13 protein-coding genes are annotated in these 18,662 nt (G+C 45.8%); 11 read left to right on the top strand and 2 right to left on the bottom strand.

What is annotated here, in order from left to right; all coding sequences use genetic code 11:
- Positions 1-93: 93 nt before the first annotated feature.
- The 3 genes from B5G11_RS11450 to B5G11_RS11440 all read left to right on the top strand — a co-directional run bounded on the left by B5G11_RS11450 (position 94) and on the right by B5G11_RS11440 (position 4,071).
- On the top strand, positions 94-1,338 hold the full coding sequence (locus B5G11_RS11450; protein ID WP_087253834.1) for an acetylornithine/succinylornithine family transaminase: 1,245 nt from the start codon (positions 94-96) through the stop codon (positions 1,336-1,338).
- A 56-nt stretch (positions 1,339-1,394) separates the two neighbouring features.
- Positions 1,395-2,642: an alanine--glyoxylate aminotransferase family protein gene (locus B5G11_RS11445; protein WP_087253831.1), complete on the top strand. Its 1,248-nt coding sequence runs from the start codon at positions 1,395-1,397 to the stop codon at positions 2,640-2,642.
- A 172-nt stretch (positions 2,643-2,814) separates the two neighbouring features.
- On the top strand, positions 2,815-4,071 hold the full coding sequence (locus B5G11_RS11440; RefSeq protein WP_087253828.1) for a dicarboxylate/amino acid:cation symporter: 1,257 nt from the start codon (positions 2,815-2,817) through the stop codon (positions 4,069-4,071).
- A gap of 89 nt (positions 4,072-4,160) precedes the next feature.
- On the opposite strand, the gene B5G11_RS11435 is transcribed toward B5G11_RS11440, so the two are convergent.
- Positions 4,161-5,030: a DUF2877 domain-containing protein gene (locus B5G11_RS11435; RefSeq protein ID WP_087253825.1), complete on the bottom strand. Its 870-nt coding sequence runs from the start codon at positions 5,028-5,030 to the stop codon at positions 4,161-4,163.
- A gap of 215 nt (positions 5,031-5,245) precedes the next feature.
- Between B5G11_RS11435 and allB (B5G11_RS11430) the strand changes: the two genes are divergently transcribed.
- From allB (B5G11_RS11430) to allB (B5G11_RS11420), 3 genes are read left to right on the top strand one after another with little or no spacing between them, the layout of a single operon-like run.
- Positions 5,246-6,652, top strand: a complete 1,407-nt coding sequence (gene allB / locus B5G11_RS11430; RefSeq protein WP_087253822.1) for an allantoinase AllB — start codon at positions 5,246-5,248, stop codon at positions 6,650-6,652.
- A 51-nt stretch (positions 6,653-6,703) separates the two neighbouring features.
- Positions 6,704-8,047: an NCS1 family transporter gene (locus tag B5G11_RS11425; RefSeq protein ID WP_087253819.1), complete on the top strand. Its 1,344-nt coding sequence runs from the start codon at positions 6,704-6,706 to the stop codon at positions 8,045-8,047.
- Between the two features lie 36 nt (positions 8,048-8,083).
- Positions 8,084-9,457: an allantoinase AllB gene (gene allB / locus B5G11_RS11420; RefSeq protein ID WP_087253815.1), complete on the top strand. Its 1,374-nt coding sequence runs from the start codon at positions 8,084-8,086 to the stop codon at positions 9,455-9,457.
- A 72-nt stretch (positions 9,458-9,529) separates the two neighbouring features.
- On the opposite strand, the gene B5G11_RS11415 is transcribed toward allB (B5G11_RS11420), so the two are convergent.
- On the bottom strand, positions 9,530-10,378 hold the full coding sequence (locus tag B5G11_RS11415; protein ID WP_087253947.1) for an alpha/beta hydrolase: 849 nt from the start codon (positions 10,376-10,378) through the stop codon (positions 9,530-9,532).
- Positions 10,379-10,819: 441 nt separating this feature from the next.
- Between B5G11_RS11415 and allE the strand changes: the two genes are divergently transcribed.
- The 5 genes from allE (at position 10,820) to B5G11_RS11390 (ending at position 18,655) form a co-directional block, all read left to right on the top strand.
- Positions 10,820-11,608 carry a (S)-ureidoglycine aminohydrolase gene (allE, locus tag B5G11_RS11410; RefSeq protein ID WP_087253812.1) on the top strand — a complete coding sequence of 263 codons (789 nt, stop codon included), beginning with the start codon at positions 10,820-10,822 and terminating at the stop codon, positions 11,606-11,608.
- A gap of 362 nt (positions 11,609-11,970) precedes the next feature.
- Positions 11,971-13,023: an ureidoglycolate dehydrogenase gene (allD, locus tag B5G11_RS11405; protein ID WP_087253810.1), complete on the top strand. Its 1,053-nt coding sequence runs from the start codon at positions 11,971-11,973 to the stop codon at positions 13,021-13,023.
- A 15-nt stretch (positions 13,024-13,038) separates the two neighbouring features.
- Complete coding sequence (fdrA, locus tag B5G11_RS11400; RefSeq protein WP_087253806.1) at positions 13,039-16,047, top strand: DUF1116 domain-containing protein; 3,009 nt, start codon at positions 13,039-13,041, stop codon at positions 16,045-16,047.
- A gap of 20 nt (positions 16,048-16,067) precedes the next feature.
- On the top strand, positions 16,068-17,003 hold the full coding sequence (arcC, locus tag B5G11_RS11395; protein WP_087253801.1) for a carbamate kinase: 936 nt from the start codon (positions 16,068-16,070) through the stop codon (positions 17,001-17,003).
- Positions 17,004-17,044: 41 nt separating this feature from the next.
- Positions 17,045-18,655 carry an L-lactate permease gene (locus B5G11_RS11390; protein WP_087253798.1) on the top strand — a complete coding sequence of 537 codons (1,611 nt, stop codon included), beginning with the start codon at positions 17,045-17,047 and terminating at the stop codon, positions 18,653-18,655.
- The last annotated feature ends 7 nt before the right edge of the window (positions 18,656-18,662 follow it).

The raw sequence follows: 18,662 nt of genomic DNA, 5'->3' as shown, positions 1-18,662 counted from the left end.
TTTTGCAGGAGAATCCGAAGGATTTCCCGCAGAATAAAAAGCTTTTCGGCAGCGCGGCAAAACGAAAAGGATGCAGAAAGGAAGAAGATTGGTATGAGATTAAAAGATGCAGGGCTGACAGCGGAGAAACTGAAAAAAATTGTGAACAAATATATGGTAGAAACATATGAACGATATCCGTTTATTGCAGAACGGGCGGAAGGCATGTATCTGTATGATGAAAAAGGAAACGCCTACCTGGACTTTTACGGCGGCGTGGCAGTAAACAGCGTAGGAAACCGCAATCCGAAGGTTGTGGAGGCAATTCACGAACAGACAGATGATATCATTCACACATTCAATTATCCCTACACGGTTCCGCAGGCCTTGCTTGCAAAGAAGATCTGTGATACCATCGGCATGGACAAAATTTTTTATCAGAATTCCGGAACGGAAGCAAATGAATGCATGATCAAAATGGCCAGAAAATACGGGACGGAGAAATTCGGACCGGAGCATTACCATATTGTAACGGCCAAAAATGGATTCCATGGACGTACTTACGGTGCGCTTTCCGCGACAGGACAGCCGGACAACGGATGCCAGCTGGGATATAAACCGGTACTTCCGGGATTTTCCTATGCGGAATTTAACAATCTGGAAGATTTTAAGAGCAAATGTACTGAAAATACGATTGCGATCATGATTGAGCCGGTACAGGGTGAAGGCGGAGTTCATCCGGCCAGCCAGGAATTTATCGAAGGCTTAAGGAAGCTCTGCGATGAGAGAGGAATGCTTCTTCTCCTTGACGAAGTACAGACCGGATGGGGAAGAACAGGAGATATCATGGCATTTATGGGATATGGCGTGAAGCCGGATGCGGTCACGATGGCAAAAGCGATGGGAGGCGGAATGCCGATCGGTGCATGTTGTATGTCAAAGGAGCTCGCAAGGGTCATGACATCCGGATCCCATGGTTCTACTTATGGAGGACATCCGGTAGCATGTGCGGCGGCGCTGGCATCAATTTCAGAAATCCTTGATCAGAATTTGAGCGAAAATGCCAAAATCATGGGAGAGTATTTCATGAAACGGATGAAAGAACTTCCTCATATTAAAGAAGTCCGCGGAAGAGGACTCCTGACAGGATGTGAATTCGATATTCCGATTGCACACGAAGTCAAGGCGGAATGTATGAAGAGACGCCTTTTGATCACGGCGATCGGCGATAGCACCAACCGGATGATCCCGCCGCTGATCTTAAAGAAAGAGCATGTCGACCAGGCAATTGATATTATGAAAAAGGCAGTCCATGCGGGGGTGCTTTCCTATCAGTCTGAGAATTTCCGGACTGCATAATCAAAACAGGAATTCGAAAAAAGGGTTTGTAAAGTAGGAAAAGGAGTTAAAGAAACATGAGAAAATTCAAAGAAATCAATCCATCACCACGCACACTGATGACACCGGGACCGGTTGAAGCGGACCCACGTGTGCTGCGCGCGATGAGTGCACATATTCTGGGACAGTTTGACCCGGAGTTTACCGAACTGATGAATGAGACAATGGAGATGGAACGCTATGTGTTCCAGACGAAAAACCGTCAGACATATCTTGTGGATACTACCTCCAGAGGAGGACTTGAGACGGTTCTTACCGGAGCCATCTGTCCGGGGGATAAAGTACTGATCCCGGCATTCGGACGTTTCGGATATCTGCTGGCGGAGATCCTGGAGCGCTGCGGAGCGCAGATCACGCTTTTGGAGAAAGAATGGGGAACTGTGTTTGATCCGCAGGAAGTGGAGGATGCGCTGAAAAAAGACAGCTATAAGGCAGTAGCCTGCATCCACGGGGAGACTTCTACATCCATGATGCAGCCGCTGAAAGAAATCGGAGAAATCTGCGAGAGGTACGGAGCCCTTCTGATTGTAGATGCAGTGGCAACTCTGGGAGGAGCAGAAGTAAAAGTCGATGAATGGAAATTATCTGCCTGCATTTCCGGAACACAGAAATGTATCTCCGCTCCGTCAGGCTCTGCCCTGATCACTTACAATGAGCAGATCGAGCAGATTGTCAAAGCGAGAAAACGTGTGGAGAAAGGAATCCGTACGGCGGATGATGTGGCGGGGCAGCTTGCCGGAATCCCAAGCAACTATCTGGACCTTGGACAGCTGGAAGATTACTGGAGCCCGCGCCGGCTTAACCACCATACAGAGGCAACCAGCATGCAGTATGCGGTGCATGAAGCACTCCGCTGTATCGTGGAGGAAACGCTCGAAGCACGGTTTGCAAGACATCAATTAAATGACCGGGCACTGACAGCCGGCCTGCAGGCGATGGGGCTTGAAATTTTCGGGGATCTGGAGCACAAGATGCCGGTTGTAACCGCCATCAATATTCCGGAAGGAGTAGACGGAAAAGCAGTCAGAGGAATGCTGTTAAACGAGTTCGGTATTGAAATTGCCACCTCCTTTGGCCCGCTGGACGGAAAAATCCTGAGAATCGGAAATATGGGATATTCCAGCCAGAAACGAAACATCCTTCTGCTTCTTGGAGCGCTGGAAACGGTTATGCGAAGAAACGGCGCAAAAGTGACAGCAGGAAAAGCCGTAGATGCGGCGATGGATATTTATATGGCAGAAGAAGTGAACAAAAAAAGAGTATAATTTTTGGCTGAATAGACGAAAAATCAAAAAAAACAGAAGCGAATTTATACAAGATGGATAAAACAAAAAAATATTTTCCCCCCTTTTGGTATTGTAATGTGTGAAAGCATTCTGTAGAATAAAACTATATTTTCCGTATGAGAAATATTATAAAGAAAGGAAGGAAATATGGATGGAAAAGAAGAAAAAACTGTCAATTTCGTTGACAACACAGATCCTGATCGGTACGGTTGGTGGTCTGGTTTTCGGAGCGATCGTAGGACCGTGGGCATCCAACCTGAAGTTTATCGGTGATATCTTCTTACGTCTGATTCAGATGTCCGTTGTGCTTCTGGTTATGTCTGCCGTGGCAGGCGCTGTCGGTGGAGGAGACGGACGGGATGTTGGAAAGATGGGCTTCCATACATTCAAATGGATCATCGGGTTTACAATTTTCTCTGCTGCACTTGGTGCAGTAATGGCAATACTTGTAAAACCGGGACTTGGCATTGATCTGTCAAGTGCAGAGGAAGTTACGGAAACAGCAGTATCCACATCTCTTCAGGATACGATCACTGCATTTGTACCGACCAACATCATTCAGTCCATGGCAGAAGGATCCATGGTTCCTTGTATCGTGTTTGCATTGTTCTTCGGTGTGGCGATGGGACAGTACACAAAGACGACAAAGAACAGAAACATTGCGGATCTGGTAGTGGGCGTGAATGCTGTCATTACAAATATTATCAAGATTGTCATGAAAGTAGCGCCGATCGGTATCTTCTGTCTGTTGGCAGATGTTGCCGGAAAGACAGGATTTGCGGTTATCGTGCCGATGGCAAAATTCCTTGGAATTCTGCTTGTGGGCGATGCGATTCAGTTCCTTGTATTCGGACCGCTTACAGCGGCTCTTTGCAAGGTCAACCTGTTCAAGATGCCGAAGAAATTTGCCAAGATGTCCATGATGGCAATCACAACGACATCCGGTGCGATCTGTCTTCCGACGAAGATGGAAGACGAAGTGGAGAAGTTTGGTGTCAGCCGTAAGGTTGCAGACTTCACAGGCCCGATTACCATGGCAATGAACAGCTGTGGAGCTGCTCAGTGTTATGTGGTGGCTATTTTCTTTATGGCACAGGCAACAGGCATCGATTTGAGCCCATACCAGATGGGTATGGCAATCCTGCTCTCCTGTCTGATGTGTCTTGGAACAATCTCCGTACCGGGAGGTTCTGTGATCGTTTATACATTCCTTGCGTCCTCTCTTGGACTGCCGATGGACAGTATTGCAGTTCTGATCGGTATCGACTGGTTCGCAGGAATGTTCCGTACATTGATGAATGTAGACGTAGACGTTATGGTTGCTATGCTGGTTGCATGCAAGATCGGAGAATTCGACTATGACGTATACAACGACAAGAAACAGGTTTCTTATCAGAGCCAGAAATAGTAGATGCGTGTCTGCCGGATAAGGCAGCACATAGAAAGAAAGTGTGTATCAGCTGAGACGCATATTCACTCAGCCGGTACACACTTTTTTTATACAGTTGGTTCTTTTGAAAAAGAGGTAAAAATATAGTAGATTCCACATAGGGTATCCGTCCCTGACGAGTGTCCGATGGCCTGGAAAGAGGAGAGGATTTCTCCAGCGGACCGGGCGGACGAAAGGGAACAGACTGCCTGGCTGAACTGCCCCAGAAGAGCACAGGAGAGAAAAGCCCGGCTGATGTCGTTGGTCTGATTCAGATGCATGCGGACTTCCTGTTTCAGTGCAGTAAAAAAAGGATGACCGGTCATGTCGGCAAGGATCAGCCCTGCAAGAGCGCCGCACAGGAAGTCGTCACCGCTTGGGGTCAGACCGATGCCAAGCCCGGTCAGGCGGGACAGAAAACAGGCGGCCATCTCCCAGTTTCCCTGCCGGATTAAAGCTGTACACTGATCCAGAAGATGCTGTGCCGCTTCGTTGATCAGAAACTGACCCGGCGGGGCAGGATTTGCTTCCAGCTCAGGAAATAATATCCGGAATCCTGTAGTTTCAGCTGATGAGAGGGCCTTTCGGATGAGCGGTACAGCATGGTCAGGCAATCCTGAGCGGAGAAAAGAGTCCACAGTCTGCGTGCCTAAGAGCGTAAAGATATATTCCTCTCCGGAGGCGGAGAAAGCAAGACCGTCCGGTCTATTCTGGACGGGGATGCCGGGTGCTGCTTTTAGCATCTCCATTTCCGGCAGGGACAGGCAGGTGATCAGACTCAGCGGAGAGACAGGGGATCCAAAAGCCTGCAGGGAAAGCAGAGAGGAACCGCCGGAAAGATTGATGGTTTTCCGGTACACGGAATGCACCTGAAAAGATGCTGTTTTCTGCAGAAGAGAGAGAGCATACGAAGATGCGCAGATAACAGGAATATTCATAAGCAGTACGTCCTTTCTATCATGATAAGGGAATTATACCTCAGAAAAGGATAGATAAAAAGCACAAAAAAAGCGAAAATCAGGAGAAAAATTATACATAATAGATAAAAAGGAACAGTTTTTTTGCCTATTCGTACACTTGTTATGTGATACAGATTTTTTTATACTTTATAAAGCGGAAAAAATATATTGGGGAAAAGAAGGAGGTACACACCATGTATGACTTAATTGTAAGAAACGGGAAACTTGTTACACCAGACAGAATTTACGAAGCCGATATTGCAATCAAGAACGGCGTATACGCCGCGTTTCTTGAAAAGGGGACTCCGGCAGAAGCAAAAGAAGAGATTGATGCCGGGGGAAATTATGTATTTCCGGGTATTATTGACTGTCATGCCCATTTAAACGAACCTGGATTTGAATATCGGGAAGATTTTGAAACAGGATCAAGAGCAGCTGCGGCGGCAGGGTGTACATGTTTGATTGACATGCCGCTGAACAATAACCCATCTCTGATGAATAAAGAAATCTTTGATCTGAAAATGGGAAAAATCAGCAAGCATTCAGCAGTGGATTTTGCTCTCTGGGGAGGAATTGTAGGAGACTATGATGATAAACCGGATTCGGTAAAGAATAATATGAACGATCTGGTTGACCTGCATAAATGCGGTGTTGCGGCATTCAAAGGATTTACATGCCCGAACGGCGATCTGTTTCCTACCGTTAACATGGGAAATGTCAGAAAAGCACTTGAAATTCTGAAACCTTATAATGCACTGTGCGGATTCCACTGCGAAGAATACGGACAGGTGCTTGAGCGGGAAAAAGAAGCGAAAGCAAAAGAAGGACTGAGCAGAGAAGAAAAGATCCGTGCATTCCTTGACGCGCACGACGTATGGACAGAATACGTTGCTACAAAAAATATTATTGATATGGCAAGAGCAACGGGAGGACGCGTCCATATCTGTCATGTGAGCCATCCGATGGTGGCACAGGTAGTAAAAGATGCAATTCACGAAGGACTTCCGGTAACTGCGGAGACATGCCCGCATTATCTTGGATTTACAGAAGACTTTGTATTTGAAAAGGGTGCTCCAGCCAAATGTACGCCTCCGATGAGGAAGAAAGAGGATATGGAAAAACTCTGGGATTACGTTCTGGATGGAACACTTTCCTGTGTTGGAAGCGATCATTCTCCGGCAGCAGATGAGGAAAAAGACAATGAGACAAAAGATATCTGGCAGGCATGGGGCGGACTGAACTCCATCCAGTTCTTCCTCCCTATGATGTTTGATATGGTGGTACATAAAAAAGGACTCAGCCCGAGTCTGATTGCCAAAGTTATGGATTATAATCCGGCAAAGGTATTTGGGCTGTATGGACAGAAAGGTGCATTTGAACTCGGCTTTGATGGTGACATTGTCATTGTGGATCCGGAGAAAGCATGGAAATGCAGACAGGAAGAACTGCTGACAAAAGGTCATGTGTCCTGCTTTGACGGTCTGGAAGGTAAAGGAGCACCTGTCTATACAATCATCCGTGGAAAAGTGGTCGCGAAGGATGGTATGTATAAGGAAGATGCGGTCGGCTACGGCAAATATGTGACACCGACAGAGAAATAAGGAAATTTCAGCCCTCTGATCAGGAGGGGGGATTAAGACAGGAGGAATAAAATGAGCGGACAGACAAGAGAAGGAGAAAACACAGGAGTTGAAGTCGGGAAAGACGGACTTGGCCCGGTACCGGCAGAAAAGAGGACAATGGGAGCCTTTTCCTACTGGCTGGTTTGGATTGGAGGGAGTGTTTCCACAGCGAACCTGACTTTAGGTTCCAACCTTGTGTCAGGAGGAATGAACCTGATGCAGGCCATTATCGCCATTGCATTAGGCGGATTAATCTGTGCAGTCTGTATGGCATTGAATGACAAACTCTGCTACAAGACAGGAATTCCGTATGTTGTACAGTTAAGAGGGGCGTTCGGATATAAAGGTACACTGCTGCCATCGTTATGCCGTGCGATTCCGGCGGTTATCTGGTATGGATTCCAGAGCTGGGTAGGCGCATCTGCAATTAATGAAATCAGCAAAATTATCTGCGGATTTGATAATATTGTATTATGGTTCATCCTGTTCCAGGCACTTCAGATTGTGCTTTCAGCAAAAGGATTCCAGGGAATTAAGATTATCAACAACATCGGCGGTGCGGTTGTTATTCTTGCCCTGATCTATGCATTGATTACGATTTTAAGCATGCATGGAGACGTTGTAACAGAAGTGGTAAACAAAAAAGGATCCTGGGGACTTCCGTTCTGGGGAGCGATTACAGCTTTCATCGGATCCAACTGCGCGCTGCTTGTAAATATCGGAGACTCTGTAAGAGAGCTGAAGCCGGGATACGGCGCAGGAACCCGCTGTGCAGCATATGGATTTGCGATGGTTCCTTCTGTGGTATTTATGGGAATCATCGGTCTTCTGGTTACGAGCGTAACAGGAATAGCAAACCCGATTGTTGGATTTGCCTACATCATGCCGAACAAAGTGATTACGGTTATTACACTTTTAGGTATTGTATTCGGTGTTGTTACTGTTAATATGCTGAATAATGCACTTCCGCCTATTTATGTCCTGGCAGAGCTGGCAAAACTTCCGGTTAAGAAATGTGCGATCATTATCGGACTTCTTGCTTATGTGACATTCCCTTGGGAACTGGTCAAAGACTCCTCGGCGGCAGGACTGAATATTTTTGTACTGGTTTCAGGCGCTGTTCTTGGACCGATTTTTGCGATTCTTGTTGTTGATTACTATATTAATAACAGACAGAAAGTAACATTGAAAAACTATTATAATCCGGACGGACCGTACAGAGGAATTAATCTGGCGGCCATTATCGGTGTTGCAGTGGGAGCTGTTGTAGGTATTATTTTCCTGGATATTTCCTGGATTATCAGCCTTGTCCCGGCTGGACTGGTTTACTATATCCTGAATAAAGTCATGAATAAGGATAAAGCGGCAGATTAAAACAGCATGATCTTAATGTAAAAGGAGGAAAAAGACATGTATGATTTATTGGTAAAGAACGGAAAAATTGTAACTGCAGAGGCTGTTTATGAAGGAAACGTAGCAGTGAAGGACGGAAAAATCGCGGCAATTCTTCTGGCCGGAGAGGAACCGGAAGCTTCCAGAACTGTGGATGCAAAAGGGGGTTATGTATTCCCGGGTGCAATTGATACTCATGCACATCTGAATGATCCGGGTTATGAATGGCGTGAAGATTACGAACACGGTACAGCAGCTGCGGCAGTAGGTGGATATACTACAATTATCGACATGCCGCTCCAGAATGAACCGGCTATGACAACGGCAGAAATTATGGAAAAGAAAATTGCGAAAGTCGACCCGAACGCATATGTAGATTACTGCTTCTGGGGCGGATTGATTCCGGATAACTTCCAGGATCTGAAAGGGCTTGACGAGAAAGGATGCGTGGCATTTAAATCTTTCATCGGACCTGTTTCTCCGGATTACTCTCCGCTGACGTATGGACAGGCTTACGAGGCAATGAACATTATTAAGGAATTTGGCGGAAGAGCCGGATTCCACTGCGAAGATTTTTCAACAATTAAATGGCTGGAAAAGCGTATGAAAGAAGAAGGACGCCTTGACTGGCAGGGGTTCCTGGATTCCAGACCGGTTGCCGCAGAAATGCTTGCGACAGTTGATATTATTGAACTTGCAAAAGCAACAGGATGTAAAGCGCATATCTGTCACGTCAGCAGTCCGGATGTTGCGCAGAAAATTAAAGAAGCACAGCAGGAAGGCTATGATATTACGGCCGAGACATGTTCTCACTATCTGAGCATGACAGATCAGGATGTGCTCAAGAACGGACCAATGTTCAAATGTGCGCCGCCGCTCCGTTCTCAGGAAGAAGTAGACAGACTCTGGAGCTACGTAGAAGACGGTACATTCAGCGGAATCGCAAGCGACCATTCTCCGTGTTCCTATGATGAAAAATATAATGAAATTCTTGGAACAAAGATCGAAAATGTATTTGACGTATGGGGCGGAATCAGCGGAATCCAGAGCGGTGTCCAGGTAAGCTTCTATGAAGGATGCGTAAAACGTAATGTATGTCCGACAGTTCTTGCAAACGCAATGGCAAAGAAACCGGCAGAAGCATTTGGAATTTATGGCAAGAAAGGTGATATCCGTGTAGGCTTTGATGCGGATATGATTATCATCGATCCGGAAAAAGAGTGGGAAATCACAAGTGATTCGCTGCTTTATGTTAACAAAATTTCCGCTTTTGTAGGAATGAAAGGAAAAGGTCTTCCGGTATGCACAATCGTAAGAGGAAATATTGTAGCAGAAGACGGCAAAATTGTTGCGGAAAAAGGCGTTGGAGAATTTGTAAAGAAAATCAAATAGACAGAAGAAGCTGTTAAAGAAAGGGGCTATCTATTTACCGATAGCCCCTTTTTCTATCCACCCTTTTGCGGTTTACTCTATGGTTTTCAGAAAAGCAATTGTTTCGTCCAACAGTTTTGTGGTCTCCGGCGATTTCTCATCCCGGTCAAAGTCGTGGATGTTTCCGGCTGAAATATATCGGACCGGATTATACCGGCTGCAGAGGGCAGTGAATTCTTCATAAGGAACATCAGTATCCCCGGTACTGTGTGCGGTGAAAAGAGGGCACGGCAGTGTATCGATGGTACGAAGAGAGTAATCCAGATAAAAGAATTTTTCGCGTCCTTCGTAGATGAGCGATTTCCATTTTCCTGTCTGCCGTGCATATACATAGACACTGTAATGGGTATCCAGATCTCCGGAAGTATGGATTTCTTTTGGAATAGCATCCAGACAGGCTTCGGAAACTGCCGGGAGAGAGCAGTAGTAACTGCTGGGTGTTTCGTACCAATGGTCACAGAGAAATCCATAGCCATAGTAGGACAGGATTCCTGCGGGTTTTTCATCAAGTTTTCCGTGGGCGGCAGCGGTCAGGCAGAGATATGCTCCGGCAGAACGGCCAAAAAGAACATATGGAAGTCTTTTCGGTACATATTCCTGCCAGTGATTCAGGTAATGATTGATGGAACTGCATACACATGTCAAAATGGTGTCCAGCTTTGCGGCCGGAGCCAGAGGATACTCAAAAGAAACGACAGGGTAGCCGGCTTCGGTCAGTCTCTGCAGATGCAGGGAAGGAAGATCTTCCGCGTGTCCATATAGAAGCCCGCCTCCGTGGAAATAAAGAATACAGGCCCTGGGTTCGACAGATGGATTCGTATAGACAATGGCACGGACCGGAAATGCGCTGCCTTTTGTTTCGAGTTCTTTTATCGATATCATATTAACGATCCTTTCTTTTGTTATATTTGGAATTTCTGCCCGCATCCGGCACAGCTGCTGATGCAGGGCAGATGATTTCGATGTTTTGAAAAAACAGCAGTTTTGGTATTTACAGAGTACAGCCGGATTGGTGCACGGGAACCTGCTTCATAAATACGTAAACCGCTATGATTAGTTTAGCACGTATTTTGATACCCAACAACTATATATGCTGATTTTAAGATGATGGTATGGAGATGTAGGATTTATGAATGACAGACAGTGTCTGTTTACTGGGATCGGGAAGGAAGTCAGAGCTCCTGTGGAAGAAAAACAGGGCAAAACTGGATAAAAAACGGCAGGTATTTTATCTGATATTTTGCTTGAAAAAGGGAAAAAGAATTGTAATAATAAAATCATAAAGACTGAACGGTCCAAATAAAGTGAAAGAGAGGATATGTTATGAGCTATTTAAATGGTCAGACAGGATATCGCGAAGATCTTCTTAATACAAGATCCGTTGTAAAAATGGGAAGCTACGCAGTAATTGAACCAGACGGAATTGTAAAAAATGCAATCCCGGGATATGAGAACTGTGATGTGACCATTCTTGGATCTCCGGCTATGGGAGCAACTTTTGCGGATTACTTGATCACAGTACATGAAAACGGAAGCAATCCTGCATTTGGAGGAGAAGGCATCGAATCTTTCATCTATGTGGTAGAAGGAAGCATTACTGTGAAAAACGCAGATGAAGAGGCAACTCTGACAGCCGGCGGATACATCTATTCTCCGGCAGGAAATACAATCGCATTTAAAAACGCAGGTGCACAGGACGCTACACTGTTTGCATACAAACGTAGATATGAGGCGGTAGAGGGATACAGCGCTCATACAGTTGTAGCCAATATTAATGACACACCGTGGATGCCATATGAAGGAATGGAAAACTGCCACAGCAAAGATTTCCTTCCGGCAGCAGGAGATTTTGGATTTGATATGAACATGCATCTTCTGAAATTCAAACTGGGCGGATCTCATGGATATATTGAGACTCATATTCAGCAGCATGGTATGTACTTCCTTCAGGGAAAGGCAATGTACAGAATCGGTGATGACTGGATTCCGTTAAAGAAGGGCGATTATGTATTCATGGACAGCTACTGCCCTCAGGCATGCTATGGTGTAGGTAAAGAAGAGGATCTGATTTACATCTACTCAAAAGACTGCAACAGAGACGTACAGCTCTAGGCAGCGGATAACAGCAAGTTATTCCTTAATAGTTTTATATATAATGTTTGCGCAGAAATCGGCATTATCCATTTTGGATAATGCCGATTTCATTTTATCTCATAAAGGATGTGCAAAAAAAGAGCGGGAGAGGCTGGAAAACCGGGGAATAACACAAGGAACTTTGGCCGGAGGGGGAAAAATCTTGTCTGAAAGTACATAGAATCGGAAAATAATTGATAAAAATGAGACAAATTATACAAAACTAGATAAAAATGTTTTTGGTGTTTATCTAGTTCTACGCTTGAAAAATCCCCGGTAAATTGGGATAATAATGCTATCAGTTTTAAGAAGGGAACGAATAGTTAAGGAGAGATGGAAAAATGAAATTATCCAGAGAAGAATTGAAAGGCCTGATGAAAAACAAGCTGATGAAAGCCGGACTGAACGAAAAGCATGCTGATATTGCGGCAGAAGTTATGACATGGTCCGATGAGAGAGGCTATCATTCTCATGGAGCAGTGAGAGTGGAATACTACAGTGAAAGAATTGCCAAAGGCGGCATTACCGCGAATCCAAATTTCACATTTAAGGAAACAGGTCCATGTTCCGGTATGTTTGACGGAGACAATGGATGCGGATATGCAGCAGCAAAAGAGGCAATGGACATAGCGATCGAGATGGCAAAGAAGAACGGAATTGCCGTTATCGGTATCAGTAATATTTCTCATAGTGGTTCTATCGGTTACTACACGGAGATGGCGGCAAAAAACGATCTGGCTGCGATTTCTTTTTGCCAGTCTGATCCGATGGCAGTACCTCCGGGAGGAACAGAACCTTATTATGGCACCAACCCGATTTCTTTTGCGGCGCCGACAGCAGATGACCGGACAGTAGTTTTCGATATGGCAACTACTGTACAGGCCTGGGGCAAGATCCTGGATAAGAGATCCAGAGGTGAATCTATCCCGGACAACTGGGCGGTAGATGAGAAGGGAAATCCGGTAACTGATCCGAACAAGGTGAATGCCCTCCTTCCGATTGCCGGAGCAAAGGGATACGGACTGATGATGATGGTAGATATTTTCTCCGGTATCATGACAGGGGTTCCGTTTGGAAAGCATGTCAGCTCCATGTACCATGACTGCTCCAAGGGAAGAGAGCTTGGACAGATGCATATCGTGATGGACCCGGAACGCTTTGTGGGACTTGAAACATTTAAGAGAAATATGTCCGCAACCTGTGATGAGCTGAACGCAATGCCGACAGCCGACGGATATGATAAAGTGTATTATCCGGGAGAACGTGCGCAGATGAGAAAAGAAAAAGCATACAAGACGGGCGGCATTGAGATCGTAGATTCTATTTATGAATACCTGAAAAGCGATGATATCCACTACAATCGATATGATCATAAAAACAGATTTGCAGAATAGGAGTGAGAGAAAGACATGTTAAAAACAGTAGTAAAAAAAGGCAGCTATCATGACTCTGTTGTGCTGATGCTTCTGACCAACAAGATATCAGCGATTGAAGGAGTCAAAAAGGTTTCCATCATGATGGCAACGCCTGCCAACAAGGATATTTTCAAACAAAGCGGGCTGGACACAGAGGAACTTATGGCAGCAACAGCGAATGATATGGTTGTTGTAGCGGATATTGATGATGACAGCCTTCTGGATACAATTATGGAAGAAACAGAAGAGTTTTTCCGCCAGCAGTCCGCTGAAAGCGGTGAAAAAAAAGGAACAGAAAGCGTGAAATCATGGGACAAGGCGCTCCAGAAGCTTCCGGATGCAAACCTGGCTGTGATTTCCATTCCTGGTGCCTATGCAGCTCTCGAAGCAGACCGCGCGCTTGATGAAGAAATGAACGTATTCATGTTCAGCGACAACGTGACGCTTGAGGACGAAGTCAGATTGAAAAAGAAAGCACATGAAAAAGGGCTGGCTGTAATGGGACCGGACTGCGGCACCGGCATTATTCAGAGCGTTCCGATTGCGTTTACCAATAATGTAGCGCCTGGTTCTATTGGGATTATCGGAGCATCAGGCACGGGAATTCAGGAACTGACAACAATTATCGACCGTCTTGGTGAAGGTGTAACCAACGCGATCGGAATCGGAGGAAGAGATCTGAATGCAGCGGTAGGCGGAATCACCATGATGGATATGATTGACGCAATGGAAGATGATGACGCGGTGAAGGTTGTCATCATTGTTTCCAAACCGCCGGCAAAAGAAGTCCGTGACAAAATTGCCGCAAGACTGAGTAATTTCAGCAAACCGGTTGTCACATTGTTTGTAGGCGAAAAACCGGAATACCATGAAGAAAACTTCTACCATGCGTATACACTGGATGAGGCGGCAAGACTGGCAGTGGGGCTGGTGAGAGGAACAGAGATTCCGGAAGCTGTTGCGGATGTGGATGAAACTACGTTTTACAAGGCGGAAGACGGAAAGACGATCAAGGCATATTATTCAGGCGGAACTCTGGCAAATGAAGCTGCCATGCTGATCAAAGATGCGATGGATGTGAAAGTACCGCCGGAAGATATCGAAGGATATATGCTTCAGCTGGATGGCAATGTTGTTGTGGATCTTGGGGATGACGCTTATACTCAGGGCAAACCTCATCCGATGATTGACCCTGCGAAACGGATTGAATGCATGCAGGAAGCGGTTGATGACGAGAGCACAGGAGCCGTTCTCCTTGATATTATGCTTGGATACGGATCTCATGAGGATATGGCAGGAGCTCTTCTTCCTACGATTAAAGAGCTGAAAGCAAAGGCTGATGCAGCAGGAAGGAAAGTATTCTTTATTGCGACTGTCTGCGGGACAAGAAGAGACTATCAGGGATATGATGAAGCTGTCCGTAAATTAAAAGAAGCAGGCGTGATTGTCTGTGAAAATAATAAACTTGCATGCCGGACAGCAATCCGGGCTGTCGGAAGAGATTTCACGGAACCGGTTAAGGAAGTACGTCCGAAGAAGGCAGTAGAAGCAGAAAAGGCAGTACCATCTGAAAAGCTTCGCGCGCTTCTTTCCGAGAAACCGAAGATCATCAACATCGGTCTGAAGAGCTTTGCGGAAGTCGTAGAACAGTTCGGATGTCAGGTTGTACAATATGACTGGATGCCGCCGGCAGGAGGAAATGTAGAATTAATCAGAACACTCAACTTCCTGCGTCACTATGAAGGTCTGGATATTGATGAAGCGAACCGGGAAGTTATTGCGAAAGTGGTTGCCAGCCAGCCGGTAATTATCGATAATGTCAGAGCAAAAGACGTGATTCCGGAAATGAATGAAGGAAAAGTGATTTTACATGCAGGACCGCCGGTTGCGTATGAGAACATGCCGGATCCAATGCAGGGTTCCTGTGTGGGAGCAGTTCTTTTTGAAGAGTGGGCGGATAATGAAGCGGATGCAAGAAAACTTCTGGAATCAGGGGAAATCCGGTTTATTCCATGCCACCATGTGAAGGCGGTAGGACCGATGGGAGGTATTACGTCCCCGAACATGGCAGTTTTCGTTGTCAAGAACATGACAGATGGAAATGAAGCATACTGTACAATGAACGAAGGTATCGGAAAAGTACTTCGGTTTGGAGCATATTCAGAAGAAGTAGTAGACCGTCTCCGCTGGATGAGGGATATTCTTGGGCCGACACTTGGAAAGGCAATCCGTGAGCTTGGCGGTATTGCAGTAAATCCGTTGATCGCAAAAGCGATTGCGATGGGAGATGAATTCCATCAGAGGAACATTGCAGCTTCCCTTGCGTTCTTAAAGGAAGTTGCGCCGACTATTACAAAGATGGAAATGGATGATAAAGATCGCTATGATGTGATTAAGTTCCTTTCCGATACAGACCAGTTCTTCCTGAATATCATGATGGCAACCGGAAAAGCTGTTATGGATGCGGCACGTACGATCGAAAAAGGAACCATTGTAACTGCGATGTGCAGAAACGGTTACGAGTTTGGAATCCGGATTGCCGGCATGGGAGACGAATGGTTTACAGGTCCGGTCAACACACCTCAGGGACTGTATTTTACAGGATATGATGGAGAAGATGCATGTCCGGATATGGGTGACAGCGCAATTACAGAAACATTTGGTGTCGGAGGAATGGCGATGATTGCGGCCCCTGCTGTTACGAGATTTGTAGGAGCCGGCGGATATGAAGATGCACTTCGTACAAGTACGGAAATGACAGAAATTACTATCGACAGAAATCCGAACTTTATTATTCCGAACTGGAACTTCCAGGGAATCTGCCTTGGAATTGATGCAAGACTCGTTGTGGAGAAAGGCATTACCCCGGTTATCAATACGGGTATTGCGCATAAAATTGCAGGATACGGACAGATCGGAGCAGGAACAGTACATCCTCCGATTGAATGTTTTGAAAAAGCAGTTGCTGCATACGCAAAGAAACTTGGCTATACTTCAAAATAAAGCCGGAAAGGAAGTCGGCGATGGAAGCAAAAAAGATTGTAATTGCCCTGGGCGGAAACGCCCTCGGCAATGATGTAGAAGAACAGAAAGAGGCTGTCGCCAAGACGGCGAAAGTGATTGTAGATCTTGCAGAAGAAGGATATCAGATGATTGTAACTCATGGAAACGGGCCTCAGGTCGGAATGATTCAGAATGCCATGGATGAGTTTGACAAAGATCAGGTGGATTCCAAGAAAGTTCCGCTTCCGACAAGCGTGGCAATGAGCCAGGGATATATTGGAATAGATCTGCAGAATGCAATCAAATATGAATTATTTAAAAGAAATATTGATGGAAAAGTATCTACAATTCTTTCTCAGGTGGAAGTAGATGAGAACGACGAAGCGTTCAGAAATCCGACGAAACCGATCGGAAGATTTCTTACAAAAGAAGAAGCCGAAGAAAGAGAAGCAAAAGGAATCCGCTGCATGGAAGATGCCGGAAGAGGATACCGTATTGTGGTAGCCTCCCCGATGCCGAAAAGAATCCGCGAACTGGAAACAATCCGGACACTTATGAATGCCGGACATATTGTTATTACATGCGGGGGCGGCGGAATTCCGGTAATCAACCAGGGAGGAAAACTCGTAGGTGTCAATGCTGTCATTGACAAGGATAATGTAAGCAGCCTTCTGGCATCTAAAATCGGCGCGGATTATCTTGTAATTCTGACTGCCGTGGAAAAAGTTGCCATTAATTTCGGGAAACCGGATCAGGAATGGCTGTCTGATCTGACGGTAGATCAGGCTGAAAAATATATTGAAGAAAATCAGTTCGCAAAAGGATCGATGCTGCCGAAAATAGAGGCTGCGATCCGGTTTGCAAAGTCCGGAGAAGGACGTAAGACACTGATTACACTGCTGGATAAAGCAGCAGAAGGTATTGCCGGAAAAACAGGTACGGTAATCCATCAATAAAAAGATTGCGCTGAAGCGTAAGACAGTTTAGGAGAGAAAGCATGAATATACCGGTAAATCTTTTTATGTGGGTTCTGGCATGTCTGCCGATCATTGTACTTCTGGTACTGATGATCAGGTTTCAGTGGGGCGCGACCGATGCGGCTCCGATCGGGCTTGCCATTACCGTGTTTACAGGCATTGTATTTTACAAGGCAGATTTGAAAGTGATTGTTTCGGAAGGAAGCAAGGGAATCTGGAATGCACTGACGATTCTGATTATTGTATGGACAGCAGTACTGCTGTATCAGGTGGGAAATGAGACCCATGCATTTCTTGTCATTCGGGACGGCATGAGAAAGCTGCTCCCGAATGAGCTCCTGCTGATCCTGGCGATGGGATGGATTTTCGAAAGCTTTCTTCAGGGAATTACAGGATTCGGGGTTCCGGTAGCGGTGGGAGCGCCGCTGCTGATCGGAATCGGAGTAAAGCCGATGTGGGCGGTTATTATTCCGCTTCTTGGACAGTCCTGGGGAAATACTTTTGGAACACTGGCAGCAGCATGGGATGCGCTGGGAATGAGCGTCGGGCTGACTACCGGGAGCAGAGACTATCTGGTTACTGCATTATGGGCCGCTGTTTTTATCTGGGTCTGGAATCTGATTATCGGCGTAACAATCTGCTGGTTTTATGGAAAAGGAAAGGCAATAAGAAAAGGAATTCTTGCAGTTGCTCTGATTTCCGTGATTCAAGGCGGAGGTGAGCTACTGCTGACTCAGGTAAATACAACAATTGCATGCTTTGTGCCGGCATGTATTTCCCTGATTATTATCCTGATGCTGGGCAGGCTGCCTGCTTTTCGCAATGAATGGAATGTAAAAGAAAGTCAGATTATGGAAAGAAAAACTGTCGCACAGGAAGATGGGGAGAAGCCGGAAGGCATGACGCTTGTTCAGGCGTTTGTTCCGTATTTCCTGCTTTCGGTAATTGCGCTGGTTGTTCTTCTGGTGGAACCGGTGCATACGTTTCTGGGCCGCATACAGATTGGATTTTCATTTCCGGAAACAGTGACAGGATACGGATATGTAAATGAAGCGGTGGAGAGCTTTTCACCGTTATCGCCATTTACTCACGCAAGTATGTTTCTTCTTATTTCCTCTTTGGCGGGAATGATCTATTACCGGAAAAAAGGATGGATCAAAAAAGGAGGAATCGGAAGAATTTTTATCAGAGCCGTGTCCATGACCATGCCGTCCGGAATGGCAATCATCGGGCTGGTTATTATGTCAAAGATTATGGCAGGTACGGGGCAGACAGTGGTTCTGGCTAATGGTATCGCAAATGTACTGGGAAAAGTCTATGTCATTCTTTCCCCGTTTATCGGACTCCTTGGATCATTTATGACAGGAAGCAACATGAGTTCCAATATCCTGTTTGCAGGATTCCAGTCCACAACGGCAAATCTGCTCCATGTAGATCCGTCTATCGTTCTGGGAGCGCAGACAGCCGGAGGGTCCATCGGAAGTGCGATCAGCCCGAGTAATATTATTCTCGGGACTACGACAGCCAATATTCTTGGAAGCGAAGGCAAGGTACTGAAGAAGATTATTGTAATTACGGTTCCTGCGGCTGTAGTGATCGGTATACTGGTGCTTGCGTTGACAAGCCTGTAAAAAGGAG

Source organism: Drancourtella sp. An57, from assembly GCF_002161525.1.
GTDB classification, from domain to species: domain Bacteria; phylum Bacillota; class Clostridia; order Lachnospirales; family Lachnospiraceae; genus Sellimonas; species Sellimonas catena.
Note: the sequence above shows the minus strand (reverse complement) of the source record. Positions and strands in the feature narration are given on the sequence as shown.

Bases quoted from the DNA above. Each gene is read 5' to 3' on its own strand.
- B5G11_RS11415 (WP_087253947.1), bottom strand. From the start codon at position 10,378: ATGATATCGATAAAAGAACTCGAAACAAAAGGCAGCGCATTTCCGGTC.
- B5G11_RS11425 (WP_087253819.1), top strand. From the start codon at position 6,704: ATGAGCGGACAGACAAGAGAAGGAGAAAACACAGGAGTTGAAGTCGGG.
- allD (WP_087253810.1), top strand. From the start codon at position 11,971: ATGAAATTATCCAGAGAAGAATTGAAAGGCCTGATGAAAAACAAGCTG.
- B5G11_RS11440 (WP_087253828.1), top strand. From the start codon at position 2,815: ATGGAAAAGAAGAAAAAACTGTCAATTTCGTTGACAACACAGATCCTG.
- allB (WP_087253822.1), top strand. From the start codon at position 5,246: ATGTATGACTTAATTGTAAGAAACGGGAAACTTGTTACACCAGACAGA.
- B5G11_RS11435 (WP_087253825.1), bottom strand. From the start codon at position 5,030: ATGAATATTCCTGTTATCTGCGCATCTTCGTATGCTCTCTCTCTTCTG.
- allE (WP_087253812.1), top strand. From the start codon at position 10,820: ATGAGCTATTTAAATGGTCAGACAGGATATCGCGAAGATCTTCTTAAT.
- fdrA (WP_087253806.1), top strand. From the start codon at position 13,039: ATGTTAAAAACAGTAGTAAAAAAAGGCAGCTATCATGACTCTGTTGTG.
- B5G11_RS11445 (WP_087253831.1), top strand. From the start codon at position 1,395: ATGAGAAAATTCAAAGAAATCAATCCATCACCACGCACACTGATGACA.
- allB (WP_087253815.1), top strand. From the start codon at position 8,084: ATGTATGATTTATTGGTAAAGAACGGAAAAATTGTAACTGCAGAGGCT.
- arcC (WP_087253801.1), top strand. From the start codon at position 16,068: ATGGAAGCAAAAAAGATTGTAATTGCCCTGGGCGGAAACGCCCTCGGC.
- B5G11_RS11450 (WP_087253834.1), top strand. From the start codon at position 94: ATGAGATTAAAAGATGCAGGGCTGACAGCGGAGAAACTGAAAAAAATT.
- B5G11_RS11390 (WP_087253798.1), top strand. From the start codon at position 17,045: ATGAATATACCGGTAAATCTTTTTATGTGGGTTCTGGCATGTCTGCCG.